The sequence below is a fragment of the Kribbella kalugense genome (genome assembly GCF_004365875.1).
Taxonomy (GTDB): domain Bacteria; phylum Actinomycetota; class Actinomycetes; order Propionibacteriales; family Kribbellaceae; genus Kribbella; species Kribbella kalugense.
This window is the reverse complement of sequence record NZ_SODF01000003.1, coordinates 1020301-1039904: the sequence shown is the minus strand read 5'-3', so window position 1 is coordinate 1039904 and position 19604 is coordinate 1020301. Positions and strand designations below refer to the sequence as shown.

Below are 19604 nucleotides of genomic sequence, written 5' to 3'. Positions count from 1 at the left end.
GTCCGCTCGGCGCTCACGCTGGGTACGGTGTGCTGGTGAGTGCGCTGAGCTGGTCCGTCCGGACGCTCGACCGGGCGCTCGACGGTGAGACGGTCTACCGCGAGCTGCTGGCCGGCGAGCCGGTCGCGTTCTGGCTCGACGGCAGCCTGACCGACCGCTCGCCCCGACGTATCTCGGTCTTGGGCACGAGCATCGGCGCCGAGGTCATCACCAGGAATGTTGCCGACGGTGATGTCTTCGCCGAGCTGAAGGAGCTGGTGGCGGAGCGGGCTGCGACGCCTCCGGACGAGTTGGCCGGGCTGTTCTGCGGTGGCTACGTCGGGTACTTCGGGTACGAGCTGAAGGCACTCACCGGGGGAGTGGCGGCGCACGAGGCGACGACGCCGGACGCGCTGTGGATCTGGGCGAACCGGTTCGTCGTCATCGACCACGATCGCGACCTGACCTACCTGGTCGCGGTCGACGAACCCGGCGCCGGCGAGGACTGGCTGGACCGCGCCGACGAGGCCGCCGCCGACTGGTGGATGGGCAGCCTGGACGTGCCGGCGATCGCCAGCCTCGATCTCGAGGCGCATCTCGAGCAGGACCGAACGACGTACCTCGCCGGCATCGCTCGCTGTCTGGAGGAGCTCGAGGCCGGCGAGACGTACGAGGTCAACCTGACGAACCGGGTCCGGCTGCCGGCCGTCCAGGACCCGTTCGAGTTCTTCCGCTGGCAGCGGTCCGCGAACCCTGCGCCGTACGCCGCCTTCATCCGGTACGGCGACCTGGCGGTGGCGAGCTCGTCGCCGGAGCGGTTCCTGACCGTGGACGCGGACGGGTGGGCCGAGTGCCGTCCGATCAAGGGGACCGCGCCGCGGGACCTCGACCCGGCCCAGGACCAGCTCGCGGCGAAGGCGCTGGCCGAGGACGACAAGACCCGGGCCGAGAACCTGATGATCGTCGACCTGATCCGCAACGACCTCGGCCGGGTCAGCGTGCCGGGGACCGTGAACGTGCCGCAGCTGATGGAGGTCGAGAGCTACCGGACCATGCATCAGCTGGTGACGACGGTCCGCGGCCGGTTGCGGGACGGGCTGACCGCGGTCGACGCGGTCCGGGCCTGCTTCCCGCCGGGGTCGATGACAGGTGCGCCGAAGATCCGCACGATGCAGATCATCGACGAGCTCGAGTGGAGCGCGCGGGGCGTGTACTCCGGGGCGCTCGGCTACTTGACCCTGGACGGGCGGGCGGACCTGAGTGTGGTGATCCGGACGGCGGTGCTGACCCCGGACCAGACCGTGATCGGGGCCGGGGGTGCGATCGTGCTCGACTCCGACCCGGTCGCGGAGTACGACGAAATGGTGCTGAAGGCAACGGCGGCTGTCGGCGGGCAGAGCCGCAGGTAAAGGGGTGGGGAGATGAGTGGTTTGCTGGTGGCGGATTCGTTTCTGGTTGCCAATGGCAAGGTTCGGGGGCTGGAGCTGCACCGGGACCGGTTCGTCCGGTCGTGTGCCGCGGCGGGGGTGTCGGCGGATCGGTTCTGGGACGAGCAGGTCGGGCGGTTGCCCGGGTTCGGGCGGTGGTTCCCGCGGTTCGAGTTGCAGGCGTCGGGTGAGCTCGCCGTACAGCTGAGGCCGGCGCCGCCGATCGGCGGTCGCGTGCGGGTCGCCGTACATGAAGGTCCGGATCCGCGGACTGCGCCGCGGGTGAAGGGTCCCGATCTGGAGCTGCTCGGCAAGCTGAAGGAGTCGGCGCCGGACCGCGCCGACGAGATCCTGCTGCTCGACACCGACGGCACCGTGCTCGAGGCGGCGTACTCGGCCGTCGCCTGGTGGGAGGACGACACGCTCTGCTTCCCGCCCTCCGACCGCCCGCTCCTCCCGTCCGTCACGGCCCAACTCCTCCGCCGAATCGCCACCACCCAAGGCGTCGAGATCTCCGAACACCCAGCCACTCCCGAGGCCCTCCAGAACAGCACCGAGGCCTGGCTCCTCAACGCCCTCCACGGCATCCGCCCCATCCACGCCTGGTCCGCCTCAGCCATAGACCCCCTCCCCAACTCCCAAGCCACCCCCTGGCAATCCCACCTCGAATCCCTAGCAACCCGCCTCCCCTAACCCCCGCGCCGCCGCCCCGCATCGCCGCACGGCGCCGCCGCCCCGCACCGCCGCACGGCACCGCCGCACCGCCCGCCGCACCGCACCGCCGCACGGCACCGCCGCCCCGCCGCACCACCCGCCGCACCGCACCGCACCGCCCCGCCGCACACCGCCGCACCGCCCGCGCCGCGACCGCGGACCGCCGCCGCACCGCTCGCCGCCGCCCCGAGGGCCGTTCCCGCGCCGCCCGCTCGCCCCGCCGTTCGTTTCAGGGGTTAACCCCTCAGATGGATGCTTGCCCCCTGAGAATCTGGACGGGCAACCGTCCAGCTCGGGGGTTGACCCCTGAGACGGTCGGGCTGGGTTGAGCGGTCGCGGCTTGTACTTGGATCCCTCGCCACCCGCCTGCCCTAGGTGCAGCTCGACAGTACGTATACGTCTGCTGTCGACCACTCCCCGCCTGGGCGGACCGGCAATCCGGCTCCTCGAACGGGACACCTCCTGTCGAGCTGCAGAGCCGGGTTGTAAATGTGATATCACTTTGCTACCTTCGAGCTATTCGAGAAGGAGGCTGTGTGATGGTGGATGTTGCGGTGGAGATGCCGGCGCCGAAGGTGACCGAGCGGTCGGGTCGGGATCTGAACGGATGGCCGATGGCGCTGCTGGCGTTCGTGTTGCTGGTGGCGGGGGTGGCCGGGGTCATCATTGGTGCCACCCACGACCGGGGTCCACAGGTGGTGCTCGGGATCGCGATGTTCATCGTCGGCGTGATCGTCGCCGCCGGGCTGACCGCGGTCTCGCCGGGCCGGGCGCGGGTGTTGCAGATCCTCGGGCGGTACTCCGGGACTGTTCGGACCAACGGTCTGCGCTGGGTGAACCCGATCTCGTCCCGGCGTGAGGTCTCGACCCGGATCCGCAACCACGAAACGGCCGTTGCCAAGGTCAACGATGCCGACGGCAACCCGATCGAGATCGCCGCCGTCGTGGTCTGGCAGGTCGAGGACACCGCGCAGGCGATGTTCGAGGTCGACGACTTCGTCGAGTTCGTCGCGATCCAGACCGAGACCGCCGTCCGGCACATCGCCAACAGCTACCCGTACGACGTACACACCGACGACGATGTGCTGTCGCTCCGGGACAGCACCGACGAGATCACCGAGAAGCTGTCGGCCGAGATCGGCGTCCGGGTGCACGCGGCCGGTGTACATGTGATCGAGTCCCGCATCACCCACCTCGCCTACGCCCCCGAGATCGCCCAGGCGATGTTGCGGCGCCAGCAGGCCGGCGCGGTCGTCGCGGCCCGGCAGCGGATCGTCGAAGGCGCGGTCGGAATGGTCGAACTGGCGCTGGATCGGCTGTCCGAGCACGAGGTGGTCGAGCTGGACGAGGAGCGGAAGGCGACCATGGTCAGCAACCTGCTGGTGGTGCTGTGCGGCGACCGTGACGCCCAGCCGGTGGTCAACGCCGGCTCGCTCTACCAGTGAGTGGTCGTCTGCCGTGGCTGTCGAACGCAAGAAGATCCTGCTCCGGCTGGATCCCGTGGTGCACGATGCTCTGGCCCGCTGGGCGGCCGACGACCTGCGCAGCACCAACGCTCAGATCGAGTACCTGCTTCGCCGGGCGCTGGCCGATGCCGGCCGGCTCCCCAAAGGCGTAGGCAAACTCCGTGGTCCGGGCCGCCCTCCGAAGGAGGAAGACGATGAGTAGAAAAGACGCAGTGCTTGCTGCTGGTCAGGTGGGGCTGGGCTCCGCTGTTCGAGGAACGGCGGGTGGCGTAGGAAGTGGAGTACGCGGAGGTGGGGTTCGGGTGCCCCGTGGTCCGGCCGGGCCGGGCGGAGCTGGATCAGGCTCCGGTGCAGCGCGGCCGCCTCGGAAGGTTGTTGCGCTCGGCAACTTGCAAACTCCGGACGCCTTGCCGGCAAGGATGTTTCTGCTGGCGTACGATCCCGAGCACGGGCGGCTGACGGCCAGGTCGAAGCTCGGGAAAGTACTGCGCGCAGCCGCCTTGGTGGATCTCCAGCTGTCCGGAAACCTTGTCGACGAGGACGGTCGGGCGCGGGTGACGAGGGCGATGGCTCCGGCCGACCCGGTGCTCGCGGCGGTGCTCGAGGAGGTCCGTGGGGTGGGGCCGCGGCGGTGGCGGCATTGGATCGATCGGCGGCCGGGGGCGATCGTCCGCCGGGTCCGGGACGACCTCGATCGCTCCCGCCTGATCAAGGTCGAACCGCATCGCATCCTCGGGATCTTCCCGGCCGACCGCATCACCGTCCGTCAGCCGCTCATGCGCCGCCAGCTCCTCCAGGCCGCCCATGACACTCTCCGGGCCTCGCGGCTGGTATCCCGGGTGGACCTCCGTGACGCCTCGATCGTCGTGCTCGCGTCCACTGCTGACCTGCGGACGGTCGTCACCAAGGACCAGCGTGCCCGCCACAAGGACCGCCTCGCGCAACTCGCGGTCCGCGTCGGACCCGTCGTACCGGCTCTGAAGAAGTCTCTCCAGCAGGCGCAGTACTCGGCATGACCCTGGCCAGGTGCTACGGTTCGTTACTCAAGTAATGAACCGAGGAGGGGAGGTGGGATGGTGTTCGACGACCGGAGCCCGATCTATCTGCAGATCGCCGAGCAGATCAAGACCGACATCGTGACCGGCGCGCTGGCCGAGGACGAGCAGGTCATGTCGACGAACCAGTACGCCGCCTTCTACCGGATCAACCCGGCCACCGCGGCGAAGGGGTTCGCCCAGCTGGTCGACGAGGGCGTGCTGTACAAGCGGCGCGGGATCGGGATGTTCGTCGCCCCGAACGCCCGCGACCTGCTCCGCACCGGCCGCCGCGACTCGTTCTTCGCCGACGTCGTCGACCCGATGATCCGCGAAGCCAAAGCCATCGGCATTCCCTTGAAAGACATCCTCCAGCACATCCGCAGCTATGGAGACGCCTGATGACCACCGCCCTGACTGTGCGGACCGAGGAGCTCTCGGTCCGGTTTGCTGGTGCGCCCGCGCTGGATCGGCTCGATCTGCGACTGGCGCCCGGGAAGATCCACGGCCTGCTCGGCCGGAACGGGTCCGGCAAGAGCACGCTCGCCGCGACGCTGGCCGGGTTCCGTCGCCCGGACGAGGGCCGGGTGCTGATCGAGGGCGGTGATCTCGGTACGGCGCAGGAGCCGTACGAGAACGCGGTCGTCACCAGCCGGGTCTGCCTGATCCGTGAGTCCGGCGACCTGGTGGAGGCCGTGCCGGTCAAACAGGCGATCAGTCTCGCCGCAGCGCTGCGCCCGTACTGGGACGCCGACGTCGCGGGCGCCCTGCTCGATCGCTTCGAGATCCCGCTGAACAAGAAGATCCAGAAGCTCTCCCGCGGCAAGAAGTCCGCGCTCGGCGTCGTCCTCGGCCTCGCTGCCCGCGCTCCGCTGACGATCTTCGATGAGAGCTACCTCGGCATGGACGTCCCGTCGCGGAACCTCTTCTACGACGCGCTGCTCGCCGACTACACCGAAGTACCGCGGACGATCCTGCTCTCCACGCACCTGGTCAGCGAGGTCAGCGCGCTGCTCGAGGAGGTCGTGATCCTCGACAACGGACGTCTCGTCACCCAGTCGCCGGTGGACGCGCTCCGCGGTCGCGGCGCCTCGATCGTCGGCCCGGCCGCGGCCGTCGACGAGTTCACCGCCGGCTTCGCCGTACTCGCGGAGGAGCGGCTCGGCGGCACCAAGTCCGCCACGATCCTCGGCGACCTCGACCCGGCACTGCTCGGGCAGGCAACCGCTGCCGGTCTTGAGGTCGGCCCGGTCGGCCTGCAGGACCTCTTCGTCCATCTCACCGCCCCGACAGGAGCCCGATCGTGAGTACTGCGACGCTCCCACGGGGAGCCACCGACCGGTATCGCCTGCAGAAGGTTCTGCTGTCGATGACACTCGGCCTCCGGCAGATGCTCGTCGGCTACTGGGTGGTGATGGTGGTCGCGTTCCTTCTGGTGGGCATCGTCATCCAGCTCGCGAACGGCGGCGTGGACCACAGCATGTGGGACTACGGCTCCGCGTCGCCGACGTACTTCTCGATGGCCGTCGGCATCATGATCACCCCGGCGTACTTCGCGCTGCTAGTGGCGCAGGGGATCACCAGGCGGATGATCTCGGTTGCCGCAGGCATCTATCTCACCGGCGCCGCGATCGCCACCGCGCTCGTGTGGGTGGTGGTCTATCAGATCGAGCATTTGCTCTACAGCTGGCAGGGCTGGAGCGAGACCCTCAGCAATCCGCACCTGTTCACCAGCACCTCGCAGGTCGGGCTGATCTTCGCCGAGTTCTTCCTGCTGATCCTGTCGCACGAAGCGACCGGTTGGTTGCTCGGCATCTCGTTCGTCCGTTTCGGCTTCTGGCGCGGTGTGCTGCTGTTGCCGCTGGCTGTGATCCCCGGGGTGGTCGGTGAGTTCATGGTCGTGCCCCAGTTGCTCGGGGGCATCCTGGCCAACACCGGATATCACCGCCCGCCACTCGCCGTCGCCGTACCCGCTGTCCTCGTGGTTAGCGCGCTCGGTGTGTACGCCGGGTATCGCATGCTGCAACCGATGGCACTCAAACCAGCCAAGGGCTGAGACACGTTATGCACAGGGGGTGTGCATAACTGCGACGGTTTCTGTGGATGGCAGCGTGTTCACTGTGGACGACTGAAACTGTTGCCCTGAAACGCTTGTGCGACCGGGGCCGACGGGCGTAGAAATGTCGACACGCTGCTTCGGATCGGAGCGGCGGGTCGAACGGAAACCGAGGGCCCTCGCGGTGGGGATCCCCACCGAGGTAGACCGGTGACGGGGTCTGCCGGCCTCCACGGACCCGTATCGGGAAGCTGGAGACGTCACCTTCCTTCAGCTGGTGCGGGCCCCTCCGACTCATACTCGGAGGGGCTCGCCCTCCTGTTCGGAGCTGAACTCATTGGTGCCGTAAAGAACCCCCGAGGTCGCGAACGACCCCGGGGGTTCTCGGATGTTGCTGTCTCTCAGCGGAGAGTGATCCTCAGTTCGGTGTGTGAGCCGTTACCCGGCACCTGCACCTCGGTCCCGCGACTGGTCGTCACGAGCTTGTACTGCGCCGCGTGGCCATCAACTGTCACGCTCTTCACCTTCGCTCCGGACGGCAGTACGGCGCCGACCGTGAGCGCGGCCGAGACTCCCTTGACTGTCACGTCGGTCGACAACGCCTTACCTGCAAGGCGTGCGGACACATCGAGCGATCCCTTACCGACCCGGATGTTGCTACCGGCCACCTTCGGCTGGCCCGCCGGAATCTGCGGTACGACGGCGATCCGGCCGTGCCCGAGATCCGGGTCGACACCCAGCTGCTGGTGGATCACCGGCCAGAGGATGCCGTACGTGCCCCAGGCCTGCAGCGTCATCGAGCGGTCGTAGAACGGCCGTCCGATGTTCGCCGGGGAGTCCGGCGACGGGGCGATCTCCGGCATCGCGCCGGGGGTCTCCCAGACCGACGGATCGAGCTGGATCCGGGCGTTGTCGGTCGTGTAGGTCTGCTGCTGCTTCGTGCCCATCCGGCCGAAGTTGCCTTCCGCAACGGCCATGATCGACGTGTTCAGGCTGAAGATGCTGCGCTCGCTCTGCACCTGGGACACGACCGGGTCGCACGTCGCGCCATGGTTGCCACCCGGGTCCGAGGTGGCGCCGGTGCCGGTGTGGAAGAGGCCGAATTCCCCTGTGTAGCAAGCAGTTTCACGCTGGTCGAGCGCGGTCTTCGCGTGGTCGGCGGACGCAAGCGGCGAGGCCGGCTGCCCCGGCTTGGTCACCACTGCCTCCATCGGCGTGACACCGATCCAGTGCCGCTGGAAGATCGGCGTGTTGTCGTTCGCCGGGTTGGCCGGGTCGTCGACGGAATCGGCGTACCCCATTGCCTGCGGCACCCACCACTGCGCCTCGAACCGCGACTCGAGATCGTTCACGCGAGTGGTCGCCCACTGCTGGGTCTTCGCGTCGTGCTTGGACGCGGCCAGGTCGGCAAGGTCGCTCAGGCCGCGGATGAGGTAGACGGTGTTGTCGAGTTTCTCCACGCCCATCCCGGAGCGCTCGACGTTGCCAAGACCCTCGGGCCAGCCGTCGCCGTCCTTGTCCAGCTCGCGGTACACGTACTGCAGGTTCCGGACGGTGAAGTCGTACATCTCGTCGCGGAACTTGTTGTCGCCCGTCCACCGCCACAGCAGCGCGACCGTGCTCGGGAACTTCACCGTCTCGTCGGTGTTGCCCGCGCTCTGGTTCGAGCCGAAGTACACGTCGCCGGTCGGCGTCACCTCGTGGGCGACCTTGCCGCTGCGGTTGTTCAGGATGTCACTGACGTCGCGCAGCGACTTGAGATGGTCCTTGACCGTGTCGAACTGACCGGCTGCGACCGCGGCGAACGAGGTGTACTCACCGTCGGTCGCGAACAGCCATGGATAGTCGGGGAAGCCGGCGCCGAACCAGCGGGCGGTCGCGACCGTTCCGGCCGGTGCCGGGTAGTCCTTGCCCTCGTTCACGTCCCGGATCTGCAGGTTGTTTGCCTGCTGCACCGAATCGGCGAGGTTCTGCTTGCTCCACTCGACGCTCTGCTGCAGTTGACGATCACCAGGAAGGTCCACTGCCGACTGCGCGTCGATCTGCTGCCGCGCGGCGGTCTTTGCCCGCAGCAACTTGTCCGGGTTGCTCAGTGCCTTGCCGTACTCGCGTTCTGCCGCTTGGCTGCCCTGGTCCGAACCGGCCACGGCGAACCAGATCGTCTTCTGCTGACCCGCCCCCAGCTTCACGTCGTACGTGAGCCCGCCGCCGGTGCCCTTGCCGAAGGCACTGTCGTCGCAACGCGGCGGCGCCGTACCGTCGGCCGGGCAGATGACCGCCGGGTCCTGCGGACCGCGGTGGTCCGGACCAAGTGCGTGGGCCGTCGGACGCAGGGACGATCCGACGAACGCGGCGTAGTCGTGAGCGGTCGCGTTCGGGTACGACGGCGTGCCCTGCTCGCGGAATCGAAGCGCACCGTCGGTGTAGTCGCCGGTGTCGGGCAGGTTGGCGTCGGCCGTGCTCGGGGTGGTCCCGCCCCACGGGTACGACTGCATCAGTTCGGAGTGCGCGTCGACGTTGAGTTTGACCGTCTTCGCCGTACTCGAGCTGAGCGTCAGTCCGACGAGCGTTGCGCGCACCCCGTCCGGGACGAAGTCGGTACGGCGTACGTTGACGGAGCCGGAGTAGTCGATCCGGCTGTAGCCGTGGCCGCTGGTGTACTTCGCGGCGGCCACGTCCTTGCCGAGCCAGTTGCCGTCGAGGCCGAACCAGATGCCGTCGAGCAGCTTGATCGGCTGGCTCCAGAAGCCGCCCATCTCACCGCGGATGTGCCAACCGGTGGCGGGGTAGAGGCCGGACTCGTCGCCCATCGCGTACGCACGGTCGCCGACGACGAGCGACCGCCGGTCGGCCAGCCGGGTGGTCGTGGACAACTCGGACGGACCGGTCGCGGTGACACTGGTGGGCGTTGGTTTTGAGGGGCCGGCGATCGCGGACGCGGTGCCGGCCAGGATGGTCGCGGTGGCGAGCAGGGCGATGCCGGCAGTCCGGCGTACCGGTCTGCGGCCGGGTGGGGCGGAGCTTCGTTCGGTCGGATGGGGAGTCATGGCGGTTCCTCCTTCTCACGGCGCCCGGGGGACAGCGCCGCGAATCAGCCAGGGGCTGTGCTGCCCCTGATCACCAGTTCTGGCTGCAGTAGGCGTTCGACCGGTCTGCCGTCAGCGGAGCCGGTCAGGATTGTGATCAGTTCTCCGGCGATGTCGTCCATCGGTTGCCGGAGGCTGGTCAGGCCGGGGGCGACGACGTCGGCGAGCGGTGAGTCGTCGAAGCCGGTGACGCTGAGGTCGCGGCCGGGGGTGAGGCCGCGGCGGGTGAGCTCGCGGAGTGCGCCGAGGGCGAGAATGTCGCTCAGGGCAACGATCCCGTCGACCTCGCGGCCGGCGTCGAGCAGGCTCGCGGCCGCGCGGGCACCTTCGTCGAGGCTGTCCTCGCGGCAACGGACGGACAGTCCGGCCGTCGGCAGACCGAGCGCTTTGCACTCGTCACGCCAGCCGCCGAGCCGGTCCTCGCCCAGGCCGGACGATTTCGGCCAGCCGATGAACGCGATCCGGCGACGGCCGGTGTCGTACAGATGCCGGACCGCCATCGCGGATCCGGCGGCGCCGTCGACGTCCACCCACGGGCCGGGCTGCGTGGTTTCCTTCCACACCCGGCCGAAGCTGACGAACGGGATGCCCTGCTCCTTCAGCCAGCCGTGCCGCGGGTCGTGGGTCTCGGTTTGCGACAGCACGAACCCGTCGACAAGACGGCGCGCGTGCAAGTCGTCGTACGTCGGCATGCCGTCGACGCCGGGCGGTGCGGTGAACAACAGGATGTGCCGGCCGGTGCGTTCGGCGGCGGCGCAGAGTGCGTGCAGGAACTGGTCCATCACCAGGTGCGTCTGGTCCGGCCAGTCCGGGACGCAGTACCCGATCAGCTCGACCGAACTGGTGCGGAGACTGCGGGCGTTACGATTGGGCCGGTAGTTGAGCAGTTCGATCGAGCGATTCACCCGTTCGAGCGTGTCCGGCCGCAGCCGGTGCGGGGCGTTCAAAGCGTTCGACACCGTCTGGACAGACACCTCGGCGTGGGCGGCGACCTGCTTCAAGGTAGCCACAGCAGCCTCCCACGGACGTTTTGAACGTTAAAAACATCCGAAGTCTGCCTCGGCCCGTCCAAACCTGTCAACGGTTCACTCCGAGCTGTGACGTCAGATCACCGGCGGCCCCGGCCGGACGATCGCCAGCGTCTCGTCGACGGACAGCGGCGGGATCCACCGCCCCCACCACGTCGCACCCGCCACCGCGAAGGCCGCCGGATCGCCCCCGCTCACCTTCACGTCGAGCTCCCGCTCGGCCAGCAATCCGCGGACATCGGCCGGCGTGATCTGCTGCGGCGCATCCGTACTCCCTTTGTACGCACACGATCCGTCCCAGCGCAGGATCCTCCGCCGTACCGCGGGTACGAGAAAGTTGCCTCCGACCCAGATCGGGATCCGCGGCTGCTGCACCGGCCGCGCCGTCAGTTGCACGCCGTCGAGCTGGTAATGCTTGCCCGCGAACGTCACCGGCTGTCCGGTCCACAGCCGGTCGATCAGCTCCAGCCCTTCGTCCAGCATCTCCGCCAGCACCTTCGGGCTCTTCCCTTCCATGAACGGGTCGCCGGGGTCCCCGATCCCGACGCCGAGCACGAACCGTCCGTTCGACAAGTGATCCAGCGCGACCGCCTCCGCCGCCACCTTCCACGGTCTGCGCCGGGGGAGCGGCGTCACGGTCGTCCCGATCCGGATCCGCTCCGTGGCCATCGCCATCGCCGCCAGGCAGATCCACGGGTCGTACGTCGGCTGGGACGCGTCGCCCTGGTAGATGAGGTAGTCCTCCAGGAACAACGCATCCCATCCGGCGTCCTCCACCGCCCGAGCCAGCTCCGCCAACCCGCGCGGATCCCGCCCCGGCCCAACCGCTCCCACCGTGACCGAAAACCTCATGGCCTCAAGCTAGTCAGGCCCACCGACAGTCAGGCGGCGTGCCCGCCGTCGATGGAGAGCGCGGTGCCGGTGATGTACGCCGCCTGTGGGCCGGCCAGGTAGGTGATGGCCGCTGCGACCTCGGCCGCCGTGCCGAAGCGGGGTACGGCGAGGTTGGTCAGCTGAGCCTCGGCGAACGGGCCGTCGGCCGGGTTCATGTCGGTGTCGATCGGCCCGGGGTGTACGACGTTCGACGTGATGCCGCGCGACCCGAGTTCACGGGCCAGGCCCTTGCTCAGGCCGGTGATCGCGGACTTGCTCATCGCGTACAGCGTCATCCCCGGACCAGGCACCCGCTCGGTTGCGCAGCTGCCGAGGTGGATCATCCGGCCGCCCTCGGACAACAGCAGTACGGCGGCCTGCGCGGCGGCGTACGCGCCCCGGATGTTGACCGCGAGCACCCGGTCGACGTCGGCCAAGGTCAGGTCTCCGATCGGAGCGATCGCGCCGACGCCGGCGTTGTTGACCAGGATGTCCAGCCCGCCGAGCCGATCCGCGGCCTGCTGTACGCCGTCCGCGACCGCCACCGCGTCAGCGGCGTCGACCTCGAGCGCGAACGCCCGCCGCCCGAGCGCCTCGATCTCCTTGACCACCTTGGCGGCGGCGTCGGCGGAACTCTTGTAAGTAAAGGCGACATCGGCTCCACGCTCCGCCAGCGCGATCGCCGTCGCGGCGCCGATCCCGCGGCTGCCACCGGTCACCAGGGCAAACTTGTTCAGTAGTTCGTTCATGCCTCAAGTCCAGCGGGCTGCAGCCGCCCAAGCTGGCGGAAATCCGCCCCGGGATCCTGGCGTCGTTTTCTCGCGACACCTCGATGTCGCAAAACCGCTAGAGATCTGTCGGTGGCGGCAGGGATGCTGGGGAGGTGTACGAATGCAGGGAGCGATGCGTCCGCGCGGTCCAGTCCAAGGACGCCCGGTTCGACGGGTGGTTCTTCACTGCTGTCCTGACCACGAAGATCTACTGCCGGCCGAGCTGCCCGGTGGTGCCGCCGAAGGTCGAGAACATGCGGTTCTACCCGAGCGCGGCCGCCGCCCAGCAGGCCGGGTTCCGCGCCTGTAAGCGGTGCCGGCCGGACGCCAGCCCGGGCTCACCGGAGTGGAACGACCGCGCCGACCTCGTCGCCCGCGCCATGCGCCTGATCGCGGACGGCGTCGTCGACCGGGACGGCGTACCAGGGCTTGCTGGTCAGCTCGGGTACAGCGTGCGGCAGGTGCAGCGACAGCTCCTGGCCGAGCTCGGCGCCGGACCGCTCGCGCTCGCCCGGGCGCAGCGTGCGCAGACCGCGCGACTGTTGATCGAGACGAGCAAGTTGCAGATGGCGGACGTCGCGTTCGCGGCCGGCTTCTCCAGCGTGCGGACGTTCAACGAGACGGTGCAGGAGGTCTTCGCACTCTCACCGACCGAGCTGCGCCACCGAGCCCGCCGGGGTACGACGTCTGCCGCGCCGGGCACGATCTCGCTGCGACTGCCGTTCCGCGCTCCGTTGACGCCGGACAACCTGTTCGGTCATCTGATCGCGACAGGTGTGCCAGGCGTCGAGGAGTGGCGCGACGGTCAGTACCGGCGCACCCTTCGACTCCCGCACGGCCACGGCGTGGTCGCGTTGCAGCCCATGCCGGACCACATCGCCTGCCAGCTCTCGCTCACCGACCAGCGTGATCTGGCGATCGCGATCAGCCGCTGCCGACGGATGCTCGATCTCGACGCGGATCCGATCGCGGTCGACGATCTGCTCAGTGAGGACCCAGTGCTCGCGCCGCTGATCGCGAAGGCGCCGGGCCGGCGAGTTCCGCACACAGTCGACGGTGAGGAGTTCGCCGTACGCGCGGTGCTCGGTCAGCAGGTGTCGACGGCGGCGGCTCGGACGCATGCGCATCGTTTGGTGCTGCAGCACGGCGAGCCGATCGAGGACGCGGCTGGTGGACTCACGCATCTGTTCCCGACGGTGCAGGCGCTGGCCGGGCTCGACCCGGAGACGCTGGCGTTCCCGAAGTCCCGGCGTACGACGCTCACGACTCTGGTCGAAACGCTGGCCGCCGGGGAGATCGATCTGGGTGCGGGCGCGGACTGGGACAAGGCGCGCGAGCAGTTGGCCGCGCTGCCGGGGATCGGGCCGTGGACGGTGGAGTCGATCGCGATGCGGGCGCTCGGGGATCCGGATGCCTTTGTGGCCAGTGATTTGGGTATCCGCTACGCCGCCCGTGACCTAGGCTTGCCTGAAGCCCCTAAACCCTTGACCGACCACGCACGCGCGTGGCGGCCTTGGCGTGCCTATGCGGTCCAGTACCTGTGGGCGACGGGCGACCACGCCATCAACAAGATTCCTGTGGAGTGAGTATGACCGAACTGTCCACCGACCGTCTTCTGCTGCGTCAGTGGCGTGACTCCGACCGCGATCCGTTCGCGGCGCTGAACGCGGATCCGGCCGTGATGGAACACTTCCCGAGCCTGCAGAGCCGCGAGGTGAGCGACGGGCTGATCGACCGGAACCTCACGGCGATCGACGAGCGCGGCTGGGGACTGTGGGCGCTGGAGGTGAAGGAGACCGGCGAGTTCATCGGGTTCACCGGGCTGTCGGTGCCGAGTTTCGAGGCGCACTTCTTGCCGGGCGTCGAGATCGGCTGGCGGTTGGCGAAAGGGGCCTGGGGCAACGGCTATGCCACCGAGGCGGCTCGGGCGTCGCTCGCGCACGGCTTCGGGCCGGCCGGGCTGGACGAGATCGTCTCGTTCACCACGACCACGAACCTGCCGTCGCAGCGCGTGATGCAACGGATCGGCATGGTGCACGACGAGCCCGGCGACTTCGACAACCCGCGGATCGCGGAGGGCGACCGGCTGCGGCGGCACGTGCTCTACCGGATCAACCGCGCCCAGTGGGACGCCACTCGATGACATACGCCGTGATAGACAGCCCGCTCGGTCCCCTCACTCTGGTGGGGACCGACGCGGGCGAGCTGACCGGTCTCTACATGGACCAGCAGCTCTACCGTCCCGAGCCGGAGACCTTCGGCGACCGCGACGACTCCGCCCTTCCTGGAGTCGCCGAGGAACTCGACGAGTACTTCCATCACGGCCGCACGACCTTCGACGTACCCATGCGGCTGGCGGGCACGCCGTTCCAGCGTCAGATCTGGACCGCTCTGCAGGCCATTCCTTACGGCGAGACCACCACGTACGGCGGTCTCGCCACCGCGCTCGGCCTGAAACCGCAGTCGGCCCGAGCGGTCGGCCTCGCGAACGGCAAGAACCCAATCAGCATCATCATCCCGTGCCACCGCCTGGTCGGCTCGACAGGCAACCTCACCGGCTACGGCGGCGGCATCCAGCGCAAGCAGTTCCTTCTGGACCACGAGCGGACCGCCATGCATGCAGAACCCACCCGTCGGGCCTGAAAACACCGCCGAATCGGGGGTTCTGCCTGCGTGGCGGTCCGCGTCAGGTCGTGGTGTTGGCGGTGTCGTCCAGGCGTTCCGTCGCCGGGGCCACGGTCGCCTTCGGCGGCTTGCGGGTCAGGCGGCGGGCGAGGGGCTCGGTGTAGCGGGCGGCGACTGGGCCGAGGATGACCAGGATCAGGACGTAGGCCGTCGCCAGGGGGCCGAGTTTGGGTTCGACGCCGACGGCCAGGCCGGCGATGACGATGGAGAACTCGCCGCGGGCGACCAGGGTGCCGCCGGCTCGCCAGCGGCCGGCGGTGGAGATGCCGGCGCGGCGGGCGGCGTACCAGCCGGTGGCGATCTTGGTCAGCGCGGTGAAGACGGCCAGGCCGAACGCGATCGCCAGCACCGGCGGGATCTTCGCCGGGTCGGTGCTCAAGCCGAAGAACACGAAGAACACCGCGGCGAACAGATCGCGCAATGGGCTGAGCAGGTTCCGGGCGCCGTGCGCGACCTCGCCGGACAACGCGATCCCGACCAGGAACGCCCCGACCGCGGCCGACACCTGCAGGTGCTGCGCGATCCCCGCGACCAGCAGGGTTAGGCCCAGCACGACGAGGAGCAGCATCTCCGGGTTGTCCGACGACACGGCCCGGCTGATCACGCGTCCGTACCGGAGCGCGATGAACAGCACCACGCTCACCGTCCCCAGCGAGATCAGCAGCGTGATACTCCCGCCGGCCAGCCCGACACCGGCCAGCAGGGCGGTCAGGATCGGTAGATAGACCGCCATCGACAGGTCCTCGAGCACCAGGATCCCCAGTACGACGGGCGTTTCCCGATTGCCCAATCGGCCGAGGTCCCCGACCACCTTCGCGATCACGCCGGACGACGAGATCCACGTGACCCCGCCCAACGCGACCGCGGCCACCGGACCCCAGCCGAGCAGCAGAGCCACGGCCGCGCCAGGCAACGCGTTCAGCAGGAAGTCCACCGCACCCGACACGTACTGCGTCTTCAGCGTGCCGACCAGATCGGACGCGGTGTACTCGAGTCCGAGCAGCAACAGCAGCAGGATCACGCCGATCTCGGCGCCGGTGGCAACGAACTCCTCACTCGCTGCCAGCGGCAACAACCCGCCGTGCCCGAAGGCCAGCCCGGCCAACAAATACAGGGGAATCGGCGAGAACCCGAGCCGCCCGGCGATCCGTCCGAGGATGCCCAGGGCAAGGATGACCGCGCCGAGCTCGATCAGCAGAGCAGTGATGTTCTCGTGCATGTCACCCACCCGCGATCAGGTCGGCCACGGCGTCCACGCCCTCGCGGGTGCCGACCACGACCAGGGTGTCCCCGATCGCGAACCGGAAGTCCGGCGTCGGTGACGGCGTCGCCCCGATCCGCCGCAGTACGGCGACGATCGATGCGCCGGTCCGGCTGCGGGCCTGCGTGTCCCCGAGCGTCCGGCCGGAGTACGGCGACTTGGCCGTGACCGGGATGTGCTCGGTGACCAGGTCGATTTCCATCTCACCGCGGACCGGGTCGATCCGCTCCGGGATCAGCAGCTGCGCCAGCGCGGCGGCCTCGCCCTGACCGAGCGGAACCGTCGCCGTACAGGTGTCGTCGTCCTCGGGATCGTGGAAGCCGAGGAACCGCCGGCCGTCGTTGTGCACCACCACCGAGACGTGCTTACCGGCTTCGGTGACGAGGTCGTACCGCAGGCCGATACCGGGCAACGTCGTTTTGGTCGGGTGGTGGTTCATGATGCTCCGATCAATAGCTGGCGTCTGCAACCATTCTCTCAAATCCCGGGCAGGCATTCCGGTCTATGGCTGTGATCCAGGTTGCAATCAGGTGCACTGCAACCAGTTGCATAGGTAGGCTCCCGGCATGGCGTTGGAACACGCGATCCTGATCTCGTTGACCGAGCGCGCCGGGTCCGGGTACGAGCTGGCCCGGCGGTTCGACCGGTCGATCGGCTACTTCTGGCCGGCCACCCACCAGCAGATCTACCGGGTGCTGCGCCGGATGGACGAGGCCGGTTGGGTGACGCACACGGAGATCGCCCAGGAGGGCCGCCCGGACAAGAAGGTCTACCGGGTCGCGGCGCCCGGGCGAGCCGAAATCTCTCGCTGGCTGGCCGAGCCCGCGGATCCCGCCGTACTGCGGGATGGGCTCAGCGTGAAACTCCGTGGCGCCTCGCTCGGTGACGTGGGCCTGGTGCTCAAGGAGATGGAGCGGCATCGCGCCGAGCACGCCACCCGGCTCGAGGTGTACCGCGGGATCCAGCGGCGGGACTTCCCGAAGCCGAACACTCTGCGCGGCCGCGAACTGCACCAGTACCTCGTGCTGCGCGGCGGGATCCGTGCCGAGGAGTCGTTCGTGACCTGGTGCGACGAAGTGATCGATGCCCTCCGGAAGGACAACCGATGAATCCATACCCGCACTTGCTCGAGCCGCTGGATCTCGGTCACGTCGTGCTGCCGAACCGGGTGATCATGGGCTCGATGCACACCGGTCTCGAGGACCGGCTCAGTGACCTGCCGAAGCTGGCGGCGTACTTCGCCGAGCGGGCTCGCGGCGGTGTCGGCCTGATGGTCACCGGTGGCTACGCGCCCAACCGCACCGGTTGGCTCACGCCGTTCTCTTCAACGCTCACCACTCATCGGCAAGCTCGCAGGCATCGCCTCCTCACCAACGCCGTCCATGCCGAAGGCGGCCGGATCGCGCTGCAGATCCTGCATGCCGGCCGTTACTCCTACCATCCGTTCAGCGTCTCGGCGTCGGCGCTGAAGGCCCCGATCAACCCGTTCAAACCCCGAGCCCTCTCCGATCGCGGCGTACTGAAGCAGATCACGGCGTACGTCGACTGTGCGGCGCTCGCCCGCGAGGCGGGGTACGACGGTGTCGAGATCATGGGGTCCGAGGGGTACTTCATCAACCAGTTCCTGTCCGAACGGACGAACAAGCGGACCGACCGCTGGGGCGGCAGCCCGGAGAACCGTCGGCGGATCGCGGTCGAGATCGTCCGGCGGACCCGGGAGCGGGTCGGCGACGACTTCCTGATCATCTACCGGCTGTCGATGGCCGACCTGGTCGAGGGCGGTCAGACCTGGGACGAAGTGATTGCGCTGGGCAAGGAGATCGAGGCGGCCGGTGCGTCGATCATCAACACCGGCATCGGTTGGCACGAGGCACGCATCCCGACCATCGTCACGTCCGTGCCCCGCGCTGCGTTCACCAGCGTGACCGCCGCCTTCAAGCCGCATGTGAACATCCCGGTCGTCACGTCGAACCGGATCAACCTGCCGCAGGTCGCCGAGGAGGTGCTGGCCCGTGGCGACGCCGACCTGGTCAGCATGGCCCGTCCGTTCCTGGCCGATCCGGAATGGGTGCTGAAGGCAACAACGGATCGGGCCGACGAGATCAACGTCTGCATCGCCTGTAATCAGGCGTGTCTGGACCACGTGTTCGCGAAGAAGAAGGCCAGCTGCATGGTCAACCCGCGGGCCGCTCGCGAGACCGAGCTGACCCTGCTGCCAACTCGCCGTACCAAGAGCATCGCAGTTGTCGGAGCCGGGCCGGCTGGGTTGGCCGCGGCGGTGACTGCCGCCGAACGGGGACATCGGGTTGAGCTGTTTGAAAAAGATGGGGAGATCGGTGGGCAGTTCGGGATCGCGCGGCGGATCCCGGGTAAGGAGGAGTTCGCCGAGACGATCCGGTACTACCGGCGGCGGCTCGACCTGACCGGCGTGAAGCTGCACCTCGGACGGCGCGCGACCGTTGAGGACCTGGCCGGGTTCGACGAGATCGTGCTCGCGACCGGCGTCGTACCGCGGGTGCCGGCGATCCCCGGGATCGACCACCCCAAGGTTCTCTCGTACGCCGAAGCTGTCCGTGAAGGGAAGCCGGTCGGGGCCACGGTCGCGGTGATCGGGGCCGGCGGGATCGGTGTGGATGTGAGCGAGTTCCTGACCACCGCGGAGTCGCCGACGCTGGATCTTGAGGCGTGGAAGGCGGAGTGGGGTGTCGGTGATCCGACCGCGGTCGCGGGCGGGCTCGGCGTACCGCATCCGGAGCCGTCGCCGCGGAAGGTGTACCTGCTGCAGCGTAAGGCCGGGAAGATCGGCGCCGGCCTTGGTAAGACCACGGGCTGGGTGCATCGGGCTGCGCTGAAGAACAAGCAGGTCGAGCAGCTTCGCGACGTCAACTACGAACGCATCGACGACGAGGGCCTGCACATCACCTTCGGCCAGAAGCGCGAGAAGCCGCGGGTGCTTGCCGTCGACAACGTCGTGGTGTGCGCCGGTCAGGAACCGGTCCGCGACCTCGTCGACGCCCTTCGTGCGACCAACCGTCCCGTCCACCTGATCGGGGGCGCCGACGTCGCCGCCGAACTGGACGCCAAACGGGCGATCGACCAGGCGACTCGGTTGGCCCTCACCCTCTGAGGCGGACCGCCACGCATGCAGAACCCCCGGATCCGGGGTCAGATTGCCCGGATAACCGGGGTTCTGCCTGCGTGGGCGTCCGCGCACTAGTGCGCGCT

At 68.6% G+C, this 19604-nt stretch carries 19 protein-coding genes; 13 read left to right on the top strand and 6 right to left on the bottom strand.

The window, feature by feature from the left end; translation table 11 throughout:
- Positions 1–35 precede the first annotated feature (35 nt).
- From pabB to EV650_RS36415, 8 genes are all read left to right on the top strand, one after another.
- On the top strand, positions 36–1388 hold the full coding sequence (pabB, locus tag EV650_RS36450) for an aminodeoxychorismate synthase component I (RefSeq protein WP_134123692.1): 1353 nt from the start codon (positions 36–38) through the stop codon (positions 1386–1388).
- A gap of 12 nt (positions 1389–1400) precedes the next feature.
- The gene (locus EV650_RS36445; protein ID WP_134123691.1) at positions 1401–2099 is read left to right on the top strand and encodes an aminotransferase class IV; all 699 of its coding nucleotides are present in this window, start codon (positions 1401–1403) and stop codon (positions 2097–2099) included.
- Positions 2100–2659: 560 nt separating this feature from the next.
- Positions 2660–3565, top strand: coding sequence for an SPFH domain-containing protein (locus EV650_RS36440; RefSeq protein ID WP_134123690.1), 906 nt, complete (start codon positions 2660–2662; stop codon positions 3563–3565).
- A gap of 13 nt (positions 3566–3578) precedes the next feature.
- Positions 3579–3788, top strand: coding sequence for a type II toxin-antitoxin system antitoxin (locus tag EV650_RS36435; RefSeq protein WP_134123689.1), 210 nt, complete (start codon positions 3579–3581; stop codon positions 3786–3788).
- Between the two features lie 187 nt (positions 3789–3975).
- Positions 3976–4602 carry a GOLPH3/VPS74 family protein gene (locus EV650_RS36430; protein WP_166678395.1) on the top strand — a complete coding sequence of 209 codons (627 nt, stop codon included), beginning with the start codon at positions 3976–3978 and terminating at the stop codon, positions 4600–4602.
- Between the two features lie 57 nt (positions 4603–4659).
- The gene (locus EV650_RS36425; protein WP_238174707.1) at positions 4660–5022 is read left to right on the top strand and encodes a GntR family transcriptional regulator; all 363 of its coding nucleotides are present in this window, start codon (positions 4660–4662) and stop codon (positions 5020–5022) included.
- Positions 5022–5927 carry an ATP-binding cassette domain-containing protein gene (locus tag EV650_RS36420; RefSeq protein ID WP_134123687.1) on the top strand — a complete coding sequence of 302 codons (906 nt, stop codon included), beginning with the start codon at positions 5022–5024 and terminating at the stop codon, positions 5925–5927. The genes EV650_RS36425 and EV650_RS36420 overlap by 1 nt, the downstream gene beginning before the upstream one ends.
- Complete coding sequence (locus tag EV650_RS36415; RefSeq protein ID WP_238174706.1) at positions 5924–6676, top strand: hypothetical protein; 753 nt, start codon at positions 5924–5926, stop codon at positions 6674–6676. The genes EV650_RS36420 and EV650_RS36415 overlap by 4 nt, the downstream gene beginning before the upstream one ends.
- 401 nt (positions 6677–7077) lie before the next feature.
- On the opposite strand, the gene EV650_RS36410 is transcribed toward EV650_RS36415, so the two are convergent.
- The 4 genes from EV650_RS36410 to EV650_RS36395 form a co-directional block, all read right to left on the bottom strand.
- Entirely contained in the window at positions 7078–9723 is a 2646-nt protein-coding gene (locus tag EV650_RS36410) for a glucosidase family protein (protein WP_238174705.1), read from the bottom strand.
- Positions 9724–9767: 44 nt separating this feature from the next.
- Positions 9768–10772, bottom strand: a complete 1005-nt coding sequence (locus EV650_RS36405) for a LacI family DNA-binding transcriptional regulator (RefSeq protein WP_134123685.1) — start codon at positions 10770–10772, stop codon at positions 9768–9770.
- A 93-nt stretch (positions 10773–10865) separates the two neighbouring features.
- Positions 10866–11642 carry an LLM class flavin-dependent oxidoreductase gene (locus EV650_RS36400; RefSeq protein WP_134123684.1) on the bottom strand — a complete coding sequence of 259 codons (777 nt, stop codon included), beginning with the start codon at positions 11640–11642 and terminating at the stop codon, positions 10866–10868.
- A 29-nt stretch (positions 11643–11671) separates the two neighbouring features.
- A complete protein-coding gene (locus EV650_RS36395; protein WP_134123683.1) occupies positions 11672–12412 on the bottom strand; it encodes an SDR family oxidoreductase in 741 nt (246 codons plus the stop codon).
- Positions 12413–12546: 134 nt separating this feature from the next.
- Between EV650_RS36395 and EV650_RS36390 the strand changes: the two genes are divergently transcribed.
- Genes EV650_RS36390 through EV650_RS36380 form a run of 3 tightly spaced genes read left to right on the top strand, consistent with a single transcriptional unit; the run spans position 12547 to position 15076 of the window.
- The gene (locus EV650_RS36390) at positions 12547–14019 is read left to right on the top strand and encodes an AlkA N-terminal domain-containing protein (RefSeq protein ID WP_134123682.1); all 1473 of its coding nucleotides are present in this window, start codon (positions 12547–12549) and stop codon (positions 14017–14019) included.
- Positions 14020–14021: 2 nt separating this feature from the next.
- The gene (locus tag EV650_RS36385; protein WP_134123681.1) at positions 14022–14576 is read left to right on the top strand and encodes a GNAT family N-acetyltransferase; all 555 of its coding nucleotides are present in this window, start codon (positions 14022–14024) and stop codon (positions 14574–14576) included.
- Between the two features lie 41 nt (positions 14577–14617).
- The gene (locus tag EV650_RS36380; protein WP_238174704.1) at positions 14618–15076 is read left to right on the top strand and encodes a methylated-DNA--[protein]-cysteine S-methyltransferase; all 459 of its coding nucleotides are present in this window, start codon (positions 14618–14620) and stop codon (positions 15074–15076) included.
- Between the two features lie 43 nt (positions 15077–15119).
- Here EV650_RS36380 and EV650_RS36375 read toward each other — a convergent pair whose 3' ends face one another.
- Together EV650_RS36375 and EV650_RS36370 are read right to left on the bottom strand one after the other, a co-directional pair.
- On the bottom strand, positions 15120–16337 hold the full coding sequence (locus EV650_RS36375; RefSeq protein WP_134123679.1) for a cation:proton antiporter: 1218 nt from the start codon (positions 16335–16337) through the stop codon (positions 15120–15122).
- Between the two features lies 1 nt (position 16338).
- Positions 16339–16818: a cation:proton antiporter regulatory subunit gene (locus EV650_RS36370; protein WP_134123678.1), complete on the bottom strand. Its 480-nt coding sequence runs from the start codon at positions 16816–16818 to the stop codon at positions 16339–16341.
- Positions 16819–16945: 127 nt separating this feature from the next.
- Between EV650_RS36370 and EV650_RS36365 the strand changes: the two genes are divergently transcribed.
- Together EV650_RS36365 and EV650_RS36360 are read left to right on the top strand one after the other, a co-directional pair.
- Positions 16946–17488, top strand: a complete 543-nt coding sequence (locus EV650_RS36365; RefSeq protein ID WP_134123677.1) for a PadR family transcriptional regulator — start codon at positions 16946–16948, stop codon at positions 17486–17488.
- Complete coding sequence (locus EV650_RS36360) at positions 17485–19506, top strand: NADPH-dependent 2,4-dienoyl-CoA reductase (RefSeq protein ID WP_134123676.1); 2022 nt, start codon at positions 17485–17487, stop codon at positions 19504–19506. The genes EV650_RS36365 and EV650_RS36360 overlap by 4 nt, the downstream gene beginning before the upstream one ends.
- Positions 19507–19604: the final 98 nt, after the last annotated feature.

What these genes read in the sequence shown, in the direction of transcription:
- EV650_RS36360 (WP_134123676.1), top strand. Translation starts at nt 17,485, where the DNA reads ATGAATCCATACCCGCACTTGCTCGAGCCGCTGGATCTCGGTCACGTC.
- EV650_RS36375 (WP_134123679.1), bottom strand. Translation starts at nt 16,337, where the DNA reads ATGCACGAGAACATCACTGCTCTGCTGATCGAGCTCGGCGCGGTCATC.
- EV650_RS36395 (WP_134123683.1), bottom strand. Translation starts at nt 12,412, where the DNA reads ATGAACGAACTACTGAACAAGTTTGCCCTGGTGACCGGTGGCAGCCGC.
- EV650_RS36365 (WP_134123677.1), top strand. Translation starts at nt 16,946, where the DNA reads ATGGCGTTGGAACACGCGATCCTGATCTCGTTGACCGAGCGCGCCGGG.
- EV650_RS36445 (WP_134123691.1), top strand. Translation starts at nt 1,401, where the DNA reads ATGAGTGGTTTGCTGGTGGCGGATTCGTTTCTGGTTGCCAATGGCAAG.
- EV650_RS36410 (WP_238174705.1), bottom strand. Translation starts at nt 9,723, where the DNA reads ATGACTCCCCATCCGACCGAACGAAGCTCCGCCCCACCCGGCCGCAGA.
- EV650_RS36425 (WP_238174707.1), top strand. Translation starts at nt 4,660, where the DNA reads ATGGTGTTCGACGACCGGAGCCCGATCTATCTGCAGATCGCCGAGCAG.
- EV650_RS36440 (WP_134123690.1), top strand. Translation starts at nt 2,660, where the DNA reads ATGGTGGATGTTGCGGTGGAGATGCCGGCGCCGAAGGTGACCGAGCGG.
- EV650_RS36400 (WP_134123684.1), bottom strand. Translation starts at nt 11,642, where the DNA reads ATGAGGTTTTCGGTCACGGTGGGAGCGGTTGGGCCGGGGCGGGATCCG.
- EV650_RS36385 (WP_134123681.1), top strand. Translation starts at nt 14,022, where the DNA reads ATGACCGAACTGTCCACCGACCGTCTTCTGCTGCGTCAGTGGCGTGAC.
- EV650_RS36370 (WP_134123678.1), bottom strand. Translation starts at nt 16,818, where the DNA reads ATGAACCACCACCCGACCAAAACGACGTTGCCCGGTATCGGCCTGCGG.
- EV650_RS36420 (WP_134123687.1), top strand. Translation starts at nt 5,022, where the DNA reads ATGACCACCGCCCTGACTGTGCGGACCGAGGAGCTCTCGGTCCGGTTT.